General features: G+C 69.0%; 14 protein-coding genes. 5 read left to right on the plus strand and 9 right to left on the minus strand.

Annotated features, from left to right (window positions below; translation table 11 throughout):
* Positions 1-32: 32 nt before the first annotated feature.
* A complete protein-coding gene (locus IPG50_38635) occupies positions 33-1,505 on the minus strand; it encodes an MCE family protein (protein ID MBK6698061.1) in 1,473 nt (490 codons plus the stop codon).
* Between the two features lie 57 nt (positions 1,506-1,562).
* Positions 1,563-3,002, minus strand: a complete 1,440-nt coding sequence (locus IPG50_38640; protein ID MBK6698062.1) for a M23 family metallopeptidase — start codon at positions 3,000-3,002, stop codon at positions 1,563-1,565.
* A 455-nt stretch (positions 3,003-3,457) separates the two neighbouring features.
* Between IPG50_38640 and IPG50_38645 the strand changes: the two genes are divergently transcribed.
* Positions 3,458-4,174, plus strand: a complete 717-nt coding sequence (locus tag IPG50_38645; protein MBK6698063.1) for a tetratricopeptide repeat protein — start codon at positions 3,458-3,460, stop codon at positions 4,172-4,174.
* Between the two features lie 21 nt (positions 4,175-4,195).
* Positions 4,196-5,308 carry a DUF2062 domain-containing protein gene (locus IPG50_38650; protein ID MBK6698064.1) on the plus strand — a complete coding sequence of 371 codons (1,113 nt, stop codon included), beginning with the start codon at positions 4,196-4,198 and terminating at the stop codon, positions 5,306-5,308.
* Positions 5,309-5,323: 15 nt separating this feature from the next.
* Here IPG50_38650 and lipB read toward each other — a convergent pair whose 3' ends face one another.
* The 3 genes from lipB to IPG50_38665 are packed head-to-tail and all read right to left on the minus strand — an operon-like array spanning position 5,324 to position 9,105.
* Complete coding sequence (gene lipB, locus IPG50_38655; GenBank protein MBK6698065.1) at positions 5,324-6,064, minus strand: lipoyl(octanoyl) transferase LipB; 741 nt, start codon at positions 6,062-6,064, stop codon at positions 5,324-5,326.
* Complete coding sequence (guaB, locus tag IPG50_38660) at positions 6,061-7,515, minus strand: IMP dehydrogenase (GenBank protein MBK6698066.1); 1,455 nt, start codon at positions 7,513-7,515, stop codon at positions 6,061-6,063. Before guaB ends, lipB begins: the two co-directional genes overlap by 4 nt.
* Positions 7,516-7,548: 33 nt before the next feature.
* Entirely contained in the window at positions 7,549-9,105 is a 1,557-nt protein-coding gene (locus tag IPG50_38665) for a response regulator (protein MBK6698067.1), read from the minus strand.
* Between the two features lie 190 nt (positions 9,106-9,295).
* Between IPG50_38665 and IPG50_38670 the strand changes: the two genes are divergently transcribed.
* On the plus strand, positions 9,296-9,871 hold the full coding sequence (locus tag IPG50_38670) for a CPBP family intramembrane metalloprotease (protein MBK6698068.1): 576 nt from the start codon (positions 9,296-9,298) through the stop codon (positions 9,869-9,871).
* Between the two features lie 222 nt (positions 9,872-10,093).
* On the opposite strand, the gene IPG50_38675 is transcribed toward IPG50_38670, so the two are convergent.
* The 3 genes from IPG50_38675 to IPG50_38685 form a co-directional block, all read right to left on the minus strand.
* Positions 10,094-11,752, minus strand: a complete 1,659-nt coding sequence (locus IPG50_38675) for a protein kinase (GenBank protein MBK6698069.1) — start codon at positions 11,750-11,752, stop codon at positions 10,094-10,096.
* 59 nt (positions 11,753-11,811) lie between these two features.
* Positions 11,812-14,775 (minus strand): bifunctional [glutamate--ammonia ligase]-adenylyl-L-tyrosine phosphorylase/[glutamate--ammonia-ligase] adenylyltransferase, encoded by a 2,964-nt coding sequence (gene glnE, locus IPG50_38680; protein MBK6698070.1) that lies wholly within the window; start codon positions 14,773-14,775, stop codon positions 11,812-11,814.
* An 82-nt stretch (positions 14,776-14,857) separates the two neighbouring features.
* Positions 14,858-15,544: a CPBP family intramembrane metalloprotease gene (locus tag IPG50_38685; protein MBK6698071.1), complete on the minus strand. Its 687-nt coding sequence runs from the start codon at positions 15,542-15,544 to the stop codon at positions 14,858-14,860.
* A 467-nt stretch (positions 15,545-16,011) separates the two neighbouring features.
* On the opposite strand from IPG50_38685, the gene IPG50_38690 reads away from it, so the two are divergent.
* Positions 16,012-17,601: a restriction endonuclease gene (locus tag IPG50_38690; GenBank protein MBK6698072.1), complete on the plus strand. Its 1,590-nt coding sequence runs from the start codon at positions 16,012-16,014 to the stop codon at positions 17,599-17,601.
* 180 nt (positions 17,602-17,781) lie between these two features.
* On the opposite strand, the gene IPG50_38695 is transcribed toward IPG50_38690, so the two are convergent.
* Positions 17,782-18,234 (minus strand): hypothetical protein, encoded by a 453-nt coding sequence (locus IPG50_38695; GenBank protein MBK6698073.1) that lies wholly within the window; start codon positions 18,232-18,234, stop codon positions 17,782-17,784.
* A 41-nt stretch (positions 18,235-18,275) separates the two neighbouring features.
* On the opposite strand from IPG50_38695, the gene IPG50_38700 reads away from it, so the two are divergent.
* Entirely contained in the window at positions 18,276-18,482 is a 207-nt protein-coding gene (locus tag IPG50_38700; protein MBK6698074.1) for a hypothetical protein, read from the plus strand.
* Positions 18,483-18,484: the final 2 nt, after the last annotated feature.

The following is an 18,484-nucleotide window of genomic DNA, read 5'->3' on the forward strand; positions in this document are numbered from 1 at the left end:
CCGCTGCGCTCAGGAAGGCTCGCCACCAACCGCTAGCGAGCGCCGGCGGCGGCGCCGCCGCCGACCGTGAGCACGCTCTTCAGATCGTCGTCGTTGAAGCGGAGCTGCAAGCCCAAGAAGTAGTCGCGACGGTTCGCCAAGAAGAGGTGGTCGACGCCGCCGAGCAACCACAAGCGGTGAATGAACTCGTAGCCGATGTAGACGCGAAACCGCGGCTGGATCTCCTCGCCGAAGCCGAAGAAGTCGGAGCGCAGCTCGAAGCGATCGCGCAGGAGGTGCACGTCGAGGCCAAGGCCGCCGGTCGATTCCTTGATGCCGAAGCGGCCAGTGAAGGGCCCGAGGCGCCTCGCGAACTGCAGCGAAAAGCGGAAGGCGTCTGTCGTCGTCGTCGTGATGACCCGGTAGTTCGCCGGATCGCGCGGGTTCGTCGTCGACACGTCGGTCTGCGCAAAGCTCGTCTTTCCGCGCGGGTCGTTGATGAGCTCGATGACGTAGTACTTGTCTTCGCGGGGTTGGAGCCTGAGCTCGACGTAGCTCTTGATGGTGTTCGCGAGGAAGTTGTAGTCGCTGCGGAGGCCGACGATGGTCTGAAGGCGACTGATGCCGCCGACGAAGTCATTGACCCCCTCGGCGGCGCCCTGCACCTCGTTCACGAGCGCTTCGTCCTTGGTGAGCTTGCCGAGCGAGCCCTCGCCGCGCTCGAGGCGCCCCGCCACCGTGTCGATGCGCGAGAGCGCGCTCTCGAGGCTCCTCGACGCGCGCGAGATGCTCGCGACGGTCTCCTTGAGCTCGCTGCCGGAGCCGCCCTTCTCGGTCGTCGAGACGAGCGTCTTTACGTCTTCGGTGATGACGCGGACGTTCTCGAGGATGCGAGCCACCTGCGGCTCGCCGCCCTTGGCGATGGAGTTGACGCTCTGGAGCGTGTCGTGAACCAGCTCGCGGTTCTCGCGAATGGTCGCGTTCAGCGCCTCGGTCGCGTCGGCGAGGTTCTTGAGGATCGAGCGCATGTTCTTGCCGCCCTCGTCGGTGCCGACGGAGGTGGCGAGCTGCCGCGCGACGTCTTTGACGAGCGACGCGATCTCGGCGACGTCGCGCTTGATGTCGTCGACGCTCGGATCGGGCGGCAGCGTCTTGATCTCGTCGCCGTCTTTGAGGGCCGGCTCGTTCGTGCCCGGCGTGAGCACCAGGAGCGACTCGCCCAAGAGCGAGGCGCTCTTCTTGCCGACGGTCGCGTTCTGGTAGAGGACGACGTCTTGCTTGATGCGGAGCTGGACGCGGGCGCGCCCCTTGTCGAGGGCGATGCCCTCGATGGTGCCGATGGGTATGCCGGCGATGGTGACGCGGGAGTGGTTGGCCAGGCCCGCCGCGTCGTCGAGGATCGCGTAGACCTTGTAGCCGTTTCCTGAGCCGAGCTGTTTGTCGACGCCGCGGTACAAGAAGAAGGACGCGGCGCCGGCGGCGACGACGAACGCTCCTACTTTTGCCGCCTGCGTGACCTTCGCCATCCTGACGGGGGGACGCTACCAGTGTTCAGTGCCGCGCGGGAGCCCGAAGGCGGTTCCTCAATGGACGGCGGCGGCCGTGGCGGCGGACGCGCCTGCGTCACCAACCTCGGCGTCGGGGGCGCCGCTGTCGGGCAGCTCGTCGTAAATGATGTCGTCGCTCGAGGCCGCGGACGCGGACTCCGGCGCATCGGGGAGCAAGATGCCGTCGAGGGTGCGATCAAGCTCGGTGCGGGCCTTGTCGAAGGCGTCACGGTACTCGGCGCCGAGCGTCTTCATTCCGTCGAGCCGAAGCGACAAGGGGTCGAGGAAGGTCTCGCCGCGCTTGATCGCGAAGTGCAGGTGCGGTCCCGTCGAGCGACCCGTCGTGCCAACGTAGCCGACGAGCTGCCGCGCCTCGACGTGGGCGCCGGGACGCAGGCCGGCGGCGAAGCGGGAGAGGTGGCAATAGGCGCTCACGAGCCCGTTCGAGTGCGCCACTTGGACCATGTTGCCGTTGGGTCCCGCCATGGCAGCCGAGCGAACGACCCCCGACGACGTCGCGTAGATGGGCGTTCCCGGCGGCGCCGCGAAATCGACGCCGTTGTGCGGCATGATGACGCGCAAGACCGGGTGCATGCGCCGCGGATTGAAGCGCGACGTGATGCGGCCGAGCGGCACGGGCGAGCGAAAGCCGCCCTTGTAGGGCTGACGCCCGTGCTCGTCGTAGAACTGATGGCTTCGCTTCCGGGTTACCTGCCCCGACTCGTCAAAGCGGTAGACGCGGACGCGCTTCGCCTTCGGGTTGGCCGGCGTGTACTCGACGGCGTCGACGTGCGAGTAACGGGCAAAGACGCCCTCGATGCGCTCCTCCTCGGCCACGATGCGGAGCCGTGCGCCGGGCCGCATGTCGACGAGCTCCGCGTGGCCGTCGAGCGCGTCGTCGAGCATGCCCAACATGTCGTCGTCGAGCTCGGCCTGGAGGAGCGATTTCTTGAGATCGTCGCCGACGAGCACGGCGCGCGTGACGCGGCGCGCCTCGGGCGTAAAGACGACCTTCTTCGCCTCGAGCGTGTGCGTCGCTTCGTCGAGCCGCGCCTGCCACACGTCGAAGGGCGGCACGATGTACTCGAAGGCGACCAGGTCACCGCCGATGCGGCGCTTCGCGTAGACGAAGGAGTCGCCGGCGTGAGGCTTGTCGAAGACCTTCTGCCCCTTGAAGGCGTGGAGCGCCCGGTAGGCGTCGCGCACCAGGAGCCCCGACGAGACGAGGGCCGCGATGACGGTGCGCTTACCGACGCTGCCTTCCACGACCTGGAGCGTCGGGTCTTCTGTGAGCGAACGAACGCGAAAGACCTTCGGTGGAGGCGGCCCCGCGTCGCCACGTTCCGGGGCGCCCGCGTCCGCCGACGCCAGCGCCGACGCGGCGACGGACGGCAGGGGCGCTACCGCCTGGGTTGTCTCCGGCGGCGTCGCCGAGCTGGGGTCCCCCTCCAGGTAGAACGGAACGACCGCGATCATCGCGATCGCAAACACAACGAGGCCCCCACCGCGAGCATCAACCCGGAGGGTCGCCTTGGCCTGGAGGCGCTCGCGGCGACCGCCGTTGTTTCGGGCTGCGCCGCGGGGCGGTGACTTAGCTTGGCCCAGAGCCTGCGAAAGAAGTCCGACAGCGCGGAGACCATCGCCAAGGCACCCGGCGCCTCGACGCTCCGGAGCGATTCGCCGGGCATGCGCAGCGGACGCGACGGATCAAAGGGCGGCAGTCTTCGGGGCGGCTCAGCGCCCTCGGGCGACGCATCGCCCGGCTGCTCCTTGTCCCCGCTCATAGGGCGGCCGTTTACCCCTCTCCGAGCCCTGGTTCAATCGCGACGGCGTCGCCGCAAAGGGCGGAAAATGCCGCCCGCGCCGCTGCCACATGCCCGCGTCCGCTCCTCGCCCTTCGAGCCGGCGCCGATCCGCGCTATAGCCACCGCATGGACGAGCAGCTGAAGCAGCGCCTTTTGATGGGCCGGGAGCACTTTCAGAAGCGCGAGTTCGACCTGGCCGAGTCGTACTTGAACCAGGTCCTGGCGGAGAGCGATCGCTTCGCCGACGTCCACGACATGCTCGGCCTCATCAGCCACTCGCGCGGCAATTTCCAGGGTGCCGAGGAGCACTTCAAGAAGGCGTTGCTCCTAAACCCGTCGTACACCGAAGCGGCGCTCAACTTGGCCGTCACGCTGAACGACCGCGGCAAATACGCCGAGGCCAAGCAGGTTTGCGAACGCATTCAGGGAAAGCCGGCGGGCGGCGCCGGCGGCGCCCTCGAGCCGTTCGCGCGGGGCAAGCTCGCGAACATGCACGCCGACCTCGCGCAGGCGTACGCCGACAGCGGCCTGCCGCGAGAAGCCATCGCCGAGCTCGAGAAGGCCGTTCGCTTGTGCCCCCACTTCGCCGACCTTCGGACCAGGCTCGGAAACCTCCTCCGCGAGGGGGGCGAGCTCAGCGCGGCGCGGCTCCAATACGAGGCGGCCATCGCAGCGCGTCCCGAGTTCGTGGCGGCGCGCGTGCAGCTTGGCGTCACGCTGCTCGCCCTCAAGGAGCCCAGCGCCGCCGCGGAGCAGTGGCGCAAGGCCGCGGAGCTTCAGCCCGACAACGCGCTCGCCGCGATGTACCTGCGCATGCTCGAGCGAAGCCAAAAGGCCGAGTAAGGCTTCGGCGAGGCCTCGAAAATGACAGGGCGCGATGACGGCGTCGTGGCGCACGTCTGGCGCATCCTCCGTGGCGGGAGGCTCACGCCGAAGCGGGCCGCGCTGAGCGTCGCCTTGGGCCTCTTGGTCGGCGTCACGCCGCTCTATGGCCTCCACTTCTTCCTCGTCGTCGGCATAGGCCTTTGGCTTCGCCTCGACGTGCCGCTCGCGTACATGGCGGCGAACATCTCCGTGCCGCCGATGGCGCCGCTCTTGGCGCTCGTGGAGATTCAGCTCGGCGCGCTCCTTCGCACGGGCGCCCTCTCGCGCATCTCACGCAGCGACATCACCGCGCAGGGCGCGCTCACCTTCGCCAAAGACCTCTGGCTCGGAACGGCGCTCTTCGCTCCCGCCATCGCCGCATTCGGCGGCTCGGTCACCTACCTCGTGCGCCGCGCCTTCCCCTCACGAGGCCGCACCGACGAAAGAACCTTGGACGCGGAGGCGCTGGCGCGCACGCTCGCGCGCTACGAGAAGGAATCGTTCGCAAACCGGGCCTACGTGGCCATCAAGCTCGAGACCGATCCGGTCTTCCGCGACCTCGCGGCCGAGGGGCCTTTGGGACGCGTCATCGACATCGGTGCCGGTCGCGGGCAAGGGGCCCTCTACCTCCTCGAGCGCGGCGCCGCGACGCGATGCATGGGCCTCGACTGGGACGAAGCGAAGATCGCCGTGGCGAATCGCGCCGCCGCCGCCAACGTCGACGCCGCAAGCCTTGACGCCTCGTTCCGCGCCGAAGACGTCCGCAAGGCCACGCTCGAGGAGGCCGACACGGTGCTCCTCGTGGACGTGCTCCACTACCTCACGCGTGACGAGCAGTCGGCGCTCCTCCGCCTCGCAGCGCGGCACGCGAAGGACCGCGTCCTAGTCCGCGACGTCGATCCCGATCGCGGTCTCCGGAGCCGCATCACGCTCGGACTCGAGCGCCTGACGACGCGACGCTCATGGAACCGCGGCGAGCGCGTGCTGCCGCGCGCCATCGCCGACCTGGCACGCGATCTCGAGGACGAAGGTTTCGTCGTCGAGGGCGTCAGGCCGTGCTGGGGAGCGACGCCCTTTTCGAACGTGCTCTTGGTGGCCCGACGCAAGGCTTGAGCAGGCGCTCGTTCGCTATCCGCTGCTCGCGACCTCGTCGGCGAAGGAGACGTCGCAGTCGAAGACGCGCGCGAAGTGCGCGCTGGCGCGCTCCGCCAGCTCACGCATCGGAGGCGGAGCTTTGCCGAGCGCCTCCAGCGACGTCACGCCGTGGCCTGAAATGCCGCACGGCACGATGAGCCCGAAGCCGCGCAGATCGGTCGACGCGTTGAACGCGAACCCGTGCATGGTGACCCAGCGCGAGAGCCGTACACCGATGGCGCCGAGCTTGCGGATGCCGAGGCTCGGCGGCTCGACCCACCGAGTCGGCTCCGACGGGTCGACCCACACGCCGATCATGTCGTCGACGACGCCCGCGCCTAGGCCGAAGTCGCCGGCGAGCGCGATCATCACCGCCGCAAGGTCGCGCACGTATTTCCGCACGTCGCAGCGATCGGGCTTCAGGTCGACGATGGGGTAGCCGACGAGTTGCCCCGGCGCGTGGTAGGTCACGTCGCCGCCGCGGCCTGTCTCGAAGAACTCAACGCCGAGCTCGGCGCGAACTTCGGGCGTCGCCAAGACGTTCACGGCCTTCGCGCCGCGCCCGAGCGTGATGACCGGCGGGTGCTCGAGCAAGAGCAGCGTGTCGGGCGCCGTCCCCTCGATGCGCTCCGCCATGAGCTTCTCCTGGAGCGCCAGCGCCTCGGCGTAGGGGACACGCCCGAGCCAGCGGGCCTTGACGTGACGGCGCGACGCCGGCGGCTCGATGGCGGTCACGGGCCCGTGCGGTAGTTCGGGGCCTCCTCCGTGATGATCACGTCGTGCACGTGACTCTCGCGGAGGCCCTGCGAGCTGATGCGAACGAAGCGCGCCTTCTCACGGAGCTCGGCGACGCTCGCGGAGCCGGTGTAGCCCATGCCGGAGCGGAGGCCGCCCACGAGCTGGTACAGGATCGACGCGAGCGAGCCGCGGTAGGGAACGCGCCCCTCGATGCCTTCCGGCACGAGCTTCTCGTCGGCGGCGCCCGCCTGCCCGTAGCGATCCTTGGAGCCCTTCTTCATGGCGCCCAAGGAGCCCATGCCCCGGTAGACCTTGTAGCTTCGGCCTTGGAAGAGCACGCGATCGCCGGGCGCTTCGTCGGTGCCAGCGAAGAGCGACCCGATCATGACCGCGCTCGCTCCCGCCGCGAGGGCCTTGGTGAGATCGCCTGAGTACTTGATGCCGCCGTCGGAGATGATCGGCACGCCGAAGCGTTCCGCGACGCGCACGCAGTCGGCGATGGCCGTGACTTGCGGGACGCCCACGCCGGCGACGACCCGCGTCGTGCAGATGCTCCCGGGCCCGATGCCGACCTTCACGGCGTCGACGCCGGCGGCGATGAGCGCCTCGGTGGCCTCCGCCGTCGCGACGTTGCCCGCGATCAATTCGACCTTCGGATGCTCCTCGCGGGTGGCGCGCACAGCGTCGATGACGCCCTTCGAGTGACCGTGAGCCGTGTCGATGACGAGGACGTCGACGCCGGCGGCGACGAGCGCTTGAACACGCTCCTGGCGATCGGCGCCCGGCCCGACGGCCGCGCCGACGCGGAGGCGCCCCTTCTCGTCCTTCACGGCGAGCGGGTTGCGCTCCGCTTGAAGGATGTCCTTGATGGTGATGAGCCCCACGAGCTTGTGATCCTCGATCACGAGGAGCTTCTCGATGCGGTGCGTGTGGAGCAGTTGCTTCGCCTGCGAAGCCGGCACGCCCGGTGACACCGTGACGAGCTCCTTGGTCATGAGCGCGCTGACGGGCTGATCGAGGTTCTCTTCGAAGCGAATGTCGCGCGCCGTGAGGATGCCCACGGGCCGCTGCCCTTCGACGACGGGGACGCCGGAGATGTCGTGCTCGCGCATGATGGCGAGGACCTCGCGGAGCGACTGGTTGGGCTTCACGGTCACGGGATCGATGACCATGCCGCTCTCGGCGCGCTTCACGCGTTCGACCTCCTTCGCCTGATCGAGGATCGGGAGGTTCTTGTGGATGATGCCGATGCCGCCCTCGCGAGCCATCGTGATGGCCGTTCGCGATTCGGTCACCGAGTCCATGGCCGCGCTGAGGAGCGGGATGTGGAGTTCGATGCGCTTGGTCAGGCGCGTCCGCACGTCGACGTCTTTGGGCAAGACCTCGCTGTAAGCAGGCACCAGGAGGACGTCGTCGAAGGTGAGGGCTTCGCGGAGCTCGCCGGGCAACATGATGGGCGCGATGTTAGCGCCTTTTCGAGGCTACTCGGGGACCTTCGTGCCCTTGTCGCGGCACTCGTCTCGGTATTCTTCGAGCCGCACGTTGAAGGGATTGGCCACGTCGGGATCGAACTGCGAGCCGGAGCAACGCTCGATTTCGTTGACCGCGACCTCGTGCGGCAAAGCGCGGCGATAGGCGCGGTCGCTCGTCATCGCGTCGTAGGTGTCGGCGACGGCGATGATGCGCGCGATGAGGGGAACGTCTTGGCCCTTCAAGCCGAGCGGGTAGCCGCGCCCGTCCCAGCGCTCGTGGTGCAGGTGAACGCCCGGGATGAGCGGGTTCAGGAAGCGAATGGGATCGAGGATGTCGCGCCCGAAGCCAGGGTGCTTCTTGAAGATTTCGTATTCGTCCTGGGTGAGCTTGCCGGGCTTGTTGAGGTTGAGCACGCAGCCAATCTTGCCGATGTCGTGCAAGAGCGCGCTCTGGCGCACGATCTCCACCTCGGGCGCGTCGAGTCCGAGCTTGCGCGCGAGCATCATGGCGTAGTCGGCGACGCGCTCCGAATGGCCCGCCGTGTAGCGGTCCATCTTGTCGATGGCCTTCGCGAGACCTTGGATGGTTTGCTGGAACGTCGCCTGGAGATCTTCGTAGAGCCGGGCGTTCTCGATGGCCGCAGCGGCGCGCGACGCCACGATGGACATGAGCTTGCGCTGCCCCTCATCGAAGCGCTTCGACTTCGTGTAGGAGAGCGCGGCGATCCACCCCAAGAGGCCCTTCTTGGTGCGGAGCGGCACGGCCACGATCGACACGAGCCCTACGTCCGGCGGCTTCACGAAGAAGCGCTGCCCCTTCGAACCGTGCTCAAGGAGCGCCGTGCCCATGCCAAAGTGCTCGATGAAGACCGCCGGGTCGAGGTCCCCGAAGCGCGAGGTGTCTTCGATCGGCGTCCCCTGCTCGAGGCCCACGAGCTCCTCCAGCGAGCCGGTGCTCGGTCGCTCCGAGAGCGCGCTCGGCGGCGCCACGAGGCGCTGCTTCTCGAAGAAGCCACCCTGCCCGTCGTCGAGCCACGTCGAGACGACGTCGGCCTTCACCTCGTGGAGCGCCGTGTCGCCGAGCGTCGTCAGGACTTCGCCGAAGGAGAGGCTTGCTTGGATCGCCTCGGTGACCTTGTAGAGCGAGAGCGCCTCTTTGAGCCGGAGGTTCTCCGCGGCGAGGCGCTGCTTCTCGAGGCCGCGCTGAACGACGTGAATGACCTCTTCGACCTTGAAGGGCTTGAGGATGTAGTCGTAAGCGCCCCGCTTCATGGCGTCGATGGCCGTCTCGACGGTGCCGAAGCCGGTCATGATGACGGTGAGCGACTGAGGCGCAAGCGTCTGGGCCGCGGCGAGCAGCTCGAGGCCTCCCATGCGCGGCATCTTCAGATCGCTGATGATCATGTCGTAGCTCGCCTTCTGGAGCTCGACGACGGCCGCCGTCCCGTCTTCGGCCGTCCGCACCACGTAGCCCTCCATGCCGAGGAAGTCCGCGAGGATGTCGCGAATGAACTTCTCGTCGTCGACGATGAGGACGCGGGGACGTTCGTCGTGTTGGTTTGGCATGCGCGAGCGAGGAGTGAGGCGAAACCTGGGGCGAATCTATCACCATTCGCGAATCGTTCGGGGAGCGGAGAGCGGGCCCTCCCCCTGGCGGTCCTGAGACCCGACCTTGGACCGCCGCCGGAACGACGCCGCGTGCCGCCGTTGAGGCCTTTACGCAGGCCGGGCCGCGTGGAACGGTTCCCGGTGCCGCATGCTCGACCGGAAGCTCATCGCCTTCGCGTACACCTTCCTCGGCGGCGTCGGGGTCGTCGGAGCGCTCGCCACCGCGCGCGATCCCATCGCCACCCGGCCGCTGCTCGACTTGCCGCTGGCGGCCAACCTCACGTTGAGCCTCGCGCTCGGCCTCGCCCTCGCGGCGCTCGCCATCGTGTCGGCCCGGTGGCTGGTGGCGCGGTACTCTTGGGCCCAGTCGCTCCACCGCGAGCTCGCCGGCGTCGTGCGCGGCAACAGCGACCGCGATCTGTGGCTCATCGCCATCGCCAGCGGCGTCGGTGAGGAGCTGCTCTTTCGCGGTTTGGGGACGCAGCTCCTTGGCGTCGTCTTGTCGTCGATTCTCTTCGGCGCGCTCCACCAAACGAGAGGACCCGCGCGCTGGGCTTGGGCCCTATGGGCGACGCTCATGGGATTCTTGCTCGCGGGGATCTTCGTCCTCACCGGCAGCCTCTTGGGCGCCGTCGTGGCTCACGTCCTGACGAACGCGAAGAACCTCCGCTTTGTGCGCGATCACGGCGCGCCACCGGCGCCACGCCCGCTTGTCAGCGTCTAAATCACCGAGCGTGATCATCACGCTCGGTTGATTCAGTTCCGCTCTTGTGGGGCTACGCGCCCCCTCGAATCGCGGCGATTCGACGCGCTTCGCGATCCCCGAAGGGGGAAGCCTCCCCGCCTTCGTCCCCCGCCGGGGATCACGAAGCGCGTCCTTCGGCGAACCGTGCTTCGCACGGCCCACGCATGAAGTGTTCGAGAATCATGCACCGTCATTTAGCGCTCAGCGTCGCCGACCGGGCGAGAGGATCGAGATCGCGTCGTCGAGGACGCGGACGAGCTCCGTCGTGATCGAACGAATGGCCGACAGACCGCCCTCGAGGCGCGCCGCTGGCTCCGTCAGCTCCCGCGCGATGATCTCCGTCTCCGTTTCGAGGCGCGTCGTCAGCGTGTCGATCTGAAAGCTGAGATCGCGCTCGCCCTTGAGCATGGCCTCCTCTTCGACGCTGAGCGCCGCGTCTTGCCACACCTGCACCTCGGCGGCCCTCGGGTCGAAGCGCAAAGGCGGTCGCGCGCTCTCTCGCCGAACGAGGTTGACCTCGTCGGCATGGGCACGAACGCGCGCCCGGTCGCGCCCCAGCTCGTCGATGGCGAACCCCAAGCGTGCGCGCGTCTCGCGGCCGCGCTCCTCGATGGAGTCGACGAGGGCTTGCTCCTTGGCGACGCGCTCGGCGTTCCGCTCCACGCGCTGGAGCAGCTCGCGCGCGTGCTCCACGAGCGGCTCCGCTTTGGCGGCGCGCTCGGCCGCCGAACCGCCCTTCTTCTTCGCCAACGCGAGCGTCCGGGCCACCTCTTCGAAGGCCTCGCGCCAACGCGCCGGAATGTTCGCCGTGGGAATGCGGCCAAACTCCGCCGTGTGATGCCGCGGCTCTTGCGGTGCATCGACGATGGTCGACCACCGCTCGCGATCGGTGCCGGGCCCTCGCATGGAAGGCGGCGGCATCGTCGTCTTCTCCTTGGTGCCGCGCCGGTAGACCTCTTCGAGGGCGTGCACGACCGTGTACCCGTCGGGGAACCGATCGACGGGGTGGCGCGCCAAGAGCCGGAGCACGAGCATCTCGAGATCGGGCGGCAAGTCGGGCACATATTTGGTCGGCGGCGTGGGCGACGACGTGAGCGGCTTCAAGAGCAGCTCCGCCTGGCCCTTCGCTTCGTAAGGCAGCCGCCCCGTGAGCATCTCGTAGAGCATCACGCCGAGCGCGTAGAGGTCGCTTCGGCCGTCGGGCGGGAGGCCCTCCAAGTATTCGGGCGCGATGTAGCCCGGCGTTCCGAAGATTTGCTCGGAGAAGGTCAACGCGGGCGCGTCGAGGATCTTCGCGATGCCGAAGTCCGTGAGCTTGACGATCTCGAAGCCGTCCTTCGTCTCGCCGATGAGCACGTTCTCCGGCTTGAGATCCCGATGAACGATGCCCATCTCGTGGGCGCGCGCCAGCGCCGAGGCGATCTGCGCGGCGATGCGCGCCGCGCGCTCCCAGGGCATGGCGCCGCGACGAAGGACCGAGAGGAGCTCTTCGCCAGCAACGTGCTCCATGACGAGAAACACGAGGCCGTCCATCTCGCCGAAGTCGGTGATGGCGACGATGTTCGGGTGGTTGATCCGGTTGACGGCGCGCGCCTCGCGCAAGAACCGTTCGCGATGATTCGGGTTGAGGCCCAAGTCCTCGCGCAGGATCTTGATGGCGCTCATCCGGTCGATCATCACGTGCCGCGCGAGATAGACCGACGACATGCCGCCGGAGCCGATGCGCTGGATCAGCCGGAAGCGGCCCGCGATGGTGCGGCCGAGGTACGGATCGGTCGACTTGGCGAGCGTCGTGCCGTCGAGCGGGCAATACGCGGCGTCATCGGGGAACGCCTCGGCGCAGCGTGAGCAGATCCGCATGGGTCGCGCGCTAGCGTAGAGCAAACGCCGGGGCCCTGTCGCCGAAGTGTCGCCGCAAGTCAGCGCATCGAGAGCGCCGGCTCGTCTTCGCCCTCGAGGCCCAAGACCGCCAGGTATTGGGCCCGCACCTCGCGCGTGACGGCGCGGTAGTGATCGAGCAGCGCCTCGGCGGCCGTGCCGCGGGGACCGTCGCGCATGCCGAGGCGCCGCGCCAAAAGGGCGAGGCCAGGAGCGCCTTCTTCGAGCCACTGGCTGCCTCCGCCGTGGTGCACGCGCAGACGCAGCTCGAGCTGGCGGAGCGCTCGGTAGCCGTCGCGGAGCGCGCTCGCGCGGGACGCGTCGAGGTGGCCCGTCGCCTCGAGGGCCGAGAGCGCCGTCTCCGTCTCCGTGCTGCGGACGCGCGGATCGGCACCGAAGCGCATTTGCAGCCACTGGACCGCGAACTCGATGTCCACGAGGCCGCCGCGACCGAGCTTCAGATCGTAGCGAACGCGGCCCGCCGACAGCCGCTCGCCGGCCAGCTCATTTTGCATGCGTAGGCGCAAGTGGTGGAGCTTGTCGGGCGGGGGCGGCGGCCGCTCGTAGGCCGTCGCGTGGGCGACGGCGATGGCCCGCGCCGCGACGGCTCCGTCGCCGGCGACGTGGCGCGCCTTGATGAGGGCTTGCCGCTCCCAGTCCTGTGCGTCGCGCTCTTGGTACCGCTCGAAGGCGGCGAGGGAGACGACCAGGAGCCCGTGGTTGCCGCTGGGCCGAAGCCGCGTGTCGAGCTCGTAGCCTTGGCCGGCGCCGTGGGGAACGCTCACAAGGAACAAGACCCGCTGGGCGACGCGAATGAAGCGCTCTTCGGCGTCGGCCACCACAACCGCGGCGCTGTCGTCGACGCCTCCGTTGTTGAGCGGGTCTTTGGCGAGCCCGCGCGCCAACGACTCGTCGTGGACGAACATGATGTCGAGGTCCGAGCCGTAGCCCAGCTCGCGGCCGCCGAGCTTCCCCATGGCGATGACCGCGAGGCCCGCGTTCGCGAGCTTCTTTTCACTGAGCGCGAACGCGAGCGACGCTTCCAAGGTGGCGTCGGCGAGCGCGGAGAGCGTCTGCGTGCAGGCGCGCGCGTCCAGCTCGCCGGCGAGATCGGCGAGCCCGACCTCCATGACGACGCGCCCTTTCGCGCGGCGAAGGCCGCCGACGAACTCGTCGGGGTCGTCTGGGTCGACGCCCGCGAGCTCCTCCGCGAGGATGCTCTTCACGGACGCCTCCGACGGCGCGCCGCGGCCGAAGATGAGCTGGTCGATGAGCTCGGGGTGCCCCACCGCCGACGCGCCGAGGTACGCGCTCGCGCCGAAGAGGCCGACGACGCGCCTCATGGCGCGGGCGTCGTCGGCCAGCGCCTTGACGTACACGCTCGGCGTGAGGAGACGCGCAAAGAAGGCGGCCAACAACCGCGCCGCCTGCTCCGGATCGGCGGCGCCGCCGATGGCGTGGAGCAACGCGTCGGCAAAGTCCGCTTCGCGATCCCGCGTCTGCGAGCCGAGGGGCCCGTCGGGCCGGCGCGCGAGCGCGATGAGGTGCCGACCGAGATCGGGCGACAGGCCCTCGGGGAAGTCCGGCGGCAGCGCCGTCAGGACTTCGTCCTCGTTTTCATGCTCGAGGGCGAGGAAGAGCCGCTCGAGGTTGCCATCGTCCGACCGCGGACGCGGCGAGAGCGTCGCGAAACGAGCCGCCACGCGGCGCCGCGTACGCTCCAGGTCCCGAAGCAACTCGGCCGTCGACGCGAAGCCCATCGAGCGCGCGATGCGGTGGAGCAACGCATCGTCGTCGGGCAGATCGTGGGTCTGAAGGCCCGTCGCGAATTGGATCCGGTGCTCGAGGCGCCGCAGGGTCAGGTACGCGGCCTCCAGCTCGCGGGCCTCCTTGTCGGTGACGAGGCCGCGCGCGCGCAGACGGCGGAGCGCCTCGAGCGTGTTGGTGCAGCGGAGCGACGGCTCGCGGCCACCCCAAATGAGCTGCAACGATTGCACGAAGAACTCGGCCTCACGAATGCCCCCGGGCCCGAGCTTCAGATCGCGCTCGACGTCGCCTTTCGCTTCGGTGCGCGCCCGCGTGAGCATGCCGCCCATCTCAGCGGCCAACGCCGGATCGACACCGCGCCGCCAAACGAACGGGCCCAGGGCCGACAGGATCTCCTCGCCAAGCGAGAGATCGCCCGCCATGGGCCGCGCACGGACGAGCGCCGCGCGCTCCCACGTGCGGCCCCACGACTCGTAGTAGCGCTCCGCTGCGAGGGCTGCGTTGACGAGCGGCCCGCGGGCGCCATCGGGCCGCAGGCGCAGGTCGACGCGAAAGACGAAGCCTTCGCCGGTCGCCTCGTCGAGCGTGGTGGTGAGGCGCTGCGTCACGCGGACGAAGTACTCGTGCAGCGTCGTGTCGCCGCTCCCGACGGTACCCTCGTCGGTCTCGTAGAAGAGCAAGAGGTCGATGTCGCTGCCGGCGTTGAGCTCGCGCCCCCCGAGCTTGCCCATTCCAATGACGACGAAGCGGCAACGCTCACCCGACGACGTGAGGGGAACCCCGAAGCGCGCGTCGGCCCACGTGAGGGCCTCGCGCACGGCGATGTCGGTGCACACGTCGGCCAGGTCGGAGAGTTCGCGCGCGGTGACGTCGACGTCGCTTTCGGCGCCGGGCAAGAGCTCGCGCGCGGCGATGCGCAGCTTCTCGCAACGGGCAAAGCGTCGCAGGGCGGCTGAGACCCCTTCCCCGTCGCCGAGGTCCGGCATCGCCGCCAACGCCGCGCGCCGCATGGCTCGCGCGTCCTTCGGGCGAAGGCCACCTCTCGCGACGGCGGCGACGTCGTCGGGCCGCATCCTCACGGCGGAGGCGAGCGCCGGGTACACGCACGCGATGAGCGTCGCGAGCGAGGTCGCGCGCGCGTCGGCGCCGAGGCGTTCGTCGTCGGCGAACTGGCGACGCAGGTCCTGTGCCTCCGCCCTTGAGACAGCGTCAGCCAGCTTGTCGAGGAGGGGCGGCACGAAAATCCGGGCGACGTGAACGGCGTGGGCAGCTTGGACGCGGGCGGCGCGGGCCTGGTCGGAGGGGCGAGCGCCAACGACCTTAGACGCTCGGCGTCATCAGGCGGTAGGTCATGAGCGAGAACCACGCAAAAAGGCTGTGCGCGATGACGCCGGGGATGAGGCGACCAAAGAAGCGCGTGCTGGCGCCGAGGATGATGCCCGTCACGAGCGCGCCCGACACGAGGAGCAAGTTCGGCCCGTTCACCTTGTCGCCGACGAGGTACGCCGCGGGCGCGTAGCTGAGGCCGTAGAGAAGCGCCGCCCACATCCATGCGCGCCGCGAGCCGACGCGTTCTGCGAGGAGCGAAGGCACGAGGCCTCGCCACGCCAAGGCGTCGACGATGGCGAAGAGCACGATGACGCTCGCCGCGAGCCACGCCTTCTGGCGAAGCACGTCGGTTGAGCCCAGTTGAAGGTAAAGGCGCATGAGCCACAGCTGCCGCCCCGAGCCCTCGGGCACCAAGACGCGTCCCAGCACGTAGGTCGCGCCGAAGAGCGCCGTCGCGGTGAGCGCGCCGCCGGTAAAATCGCCCCACTTCGGGCGGAGCCAGGCCGAGAGCTCGCCATCGCGCGAGGCGCGGAGCACGAACAGGGCGGCCAGGATGCCTTCGGTGCCGAGGATCGCCGCCACGAAGAGGGGCGAACCCGCGAGACTCTCCCGAAAGGCCCACGCCATCCCCGCCGCGCTGAGGGCAAAAGCGAGTACGACCCACACGAACGAGCGCATGGCCCCCCGATACCACTGTTCACGGAGGGTGTGAGCGGTCCTGGTCGAGGTCCTGGTCGCGGTCGCGGTCGGGATCGCGGTCGGGGTCGGGGTCGGGATCGGGGTCGGGTCGGGGTCGGGGTGACTAGGGTCCTTTGGACCCGTCGACATGGCTGGACTTCGTCCACTGCATGGACTCCGTCCAGTCATGTTCGAGGTCGAGCCGAGCCGGGTCGCCCCCCCGAAAAGAATGGCCAAAACCGGCCACCGGCAGCCCAGCGCCCCCCTCGCCGGCTCCGTTTGACGCCCCCACCCCTTCCGGCTATATCGCCCAAAGGGTTGAGGTCTTGGCGTGGATCGCGAGACCTGCCCGCCGACGAACAGCGGTGGCCGACGCGCATAGCGGTCTTGGCCACCCGGCGAAGGGGTCGGCGAGAAGTAAAGAGCAGGCCGCAAGGCGGCCATCAGCATAAGGAAGACAGACCAACATGACGTTTACCGAGGCCGCCGCGGAGGTGCTCCGCATCGCCGGCAAACCGCTCCACTACAAGGAGATCACCGAGCTTGCGATCGAGAAGAACCTTCTCTCGCACGTGGGCAAGAGCCCCGAGGTGACGATGGGCGCGCGCCTCGCAGCGCTCCTCAAGAAAGAAGACAAGACCAACCCCATCGTTCGCGTGAAGCCGGGCGTCTTCGCCCTCCGCGAGTGGGACGACAAGAAGAAGCGCGGCTCCGCGAAGGACCGCGACGCCGACGAAGGCGGCGAGGAAATCAACGCCCTCGAGGTTGAGGCGGCGACGGCCGCGCCGGCGCGCTCTTCGGCCTACAACGTCGAGGACGACGACGACGGACCGAGCGAAGTCTCCGGCGAAGACGCCCGCCGCGCCGACCTCGCGGCCGAAGGCGCCGACATCTTCGACGACGAAGACGACGACGACCAGCCGATCCTCCAAGCACCGGCTCCGGCGGGCGCTGCTGCGGGCGCCTCGGCCAATAACCCTGCTGGCGGCGAAGGCCCGATGAGCGAAGGCGGACGTCGTCGTCGTCGGCGCCGTCGCCGAGGGCGTGGCGGCAGCGGTGGCTTCGAAGGCGATCGTTCCTCGAGCCCGCGCGTGACGGAAAACGGCAGCGGCGCTTCGCCGGCCTCCAACGTTGCCCTCGACGGTGACGTGGCGGTCGAGCGTGATCCGCTAGCGCCGGCGCCGCGGCCGCAAATCCGTGAGCGTCATCAGATCATGGCGGGCGGCGCCCCGAGCGGCATCGACGTGCCCGTCGGCGAGGGCGAAGAGCTCGCAGGCAAAGAGCTCGCGGACGCGGCGCTCTCGGTCCTGGGCTCGTTCGACCGCAACGGCGGCCCCGTGCCGATGCGCTCTTTGCTCGACGGCCTGATGCGGCGCGGCCGCCTCGCGGGCGATCCGAGCTTGGCGGGCATTCAACTGAACGCGTCGCTTCGCGGCGACAACCTGCGGCGCCTCGCGGGCGGCATGCGTCCGCGCTTCCGCTTTGCGGCGGGCGCGCGCGTCGCGCCGACCGACTGGGCCATGGGGGGTGATCTCGCTCGGCTCGAGCAAGACGTGATCGCGGCTGTCGAGCGCTACCGCGAAGGTTCGCGGCGCTTCATGTTGCGACGCATCCAGGAGCTGCCGGGACCGTCGTTCGTGGAGCTCGTGCTCGTGATGCTCGAGCGCATCGGCATGACGCAGATTCGTCCCGTCCGGCGCGCCGGGGCGCCCGGTGGCGAGGCGCACTTCGCGGCCGTTCACAAGACGGGCAGCGACGAGATCCGCACGGGCATCGTCATCCGCAAAGACGGGCGAGAGATCGGCCGCGAGCGCGTGAGCGATCTGCGCGGCGCGCTGCACCACTACGGACCGGCGACGGCGGGCTGGCTCATCAGCACGGGGCAAGTCCTATCGGGTGCGAGGGAAGAAGCGGCAGCCGTGAACGCGGCGCCCGTGGCCCTCTACGACGGGATGGCGCTCTGCAAGCTGCTTGAGGAGTCGGAAGTGGCGGTCATCCGGGCGAAGTACCCGATCGCGACGCCGGATCTGGACTTCCTCGACATGCTGCGCGGCTGATCGAACGAGAGACAGAGAGAACGAGAAGGACGCGACTCCCGAGAGGGGGTCGCGTTTTTCGTTTGGGCGGAGGGCGACCTCGAACATGACTGGACGGAGTCCACGCAGTGGACGGAGTCCAGTCATAGAGGCGGGTCCGAAGGACCCTCGTCACCTCGTCACCTCGACCTCGACCTCGACTCAGGTCCCGCCGCAGTCGAAGCTGTTGGGGTAGCGACAGCAATACGGGTCCGGCGCCGAGGCGCACGGATCGGGCGTGCCGCCGCAATCGAAGCTGTTCGGATAGCGGCAGCACTCGGGGTCGGGAGCCGACGCGCACGGATCGGGCGAACCGCCACAATCGAAGCCGTTGGGGTAACGACAGCAATACGGATCCGACGCGCTCGCGCAAACGTCTGTCGCAGCGGGCGGCGGGCTTCCGCCGCAGTCGAAGCCGTTGGGATAGCGGCAGCAATACGGGTCGGAAGCGCTCGCGCACGGATCGCGTGGCGTGCTCGCGGTGCCGACGGTCGCGCCGTTGCAGACGTACGCGGCATCGCACGAGGCAGGGTTCTGAATGCATGCGCGTTCCAGGTATTCGCAGCTCTTGTCGGCCCGCGGCGTTTTGTCGGGCCCAAAGATGTCGGGGAGCACGTTGCCCCGCGTGGGAGCAGCCGCCGAAGACTTGATACGCGATGATGGCGTTGGCGCAGGTGCTGGCGCTCTGGCTCACCGCGATGCCCACGCAGGCAGCCCGCTCCACGGTGTCTGCGACCTTGGCGCAGCAGCGCGTGAGATCTTGGCAGGCGACGTTGGGAGGAGGAACGGTCGGCTTGTGCGGCGCGGCCGCAGCGCCGTCGCCGCCGGCGTCACCGCCGCCGTCAACGCCTGGTAGCGGCTGAGG

The organism is Myxococcales bacterium (assembly GCA_016703425.1).
Classification (GTDB): Bacteria; Myxococcota_A; Polyangia; order Polyangiales; family Polyangiaceae; genus JADJCA01.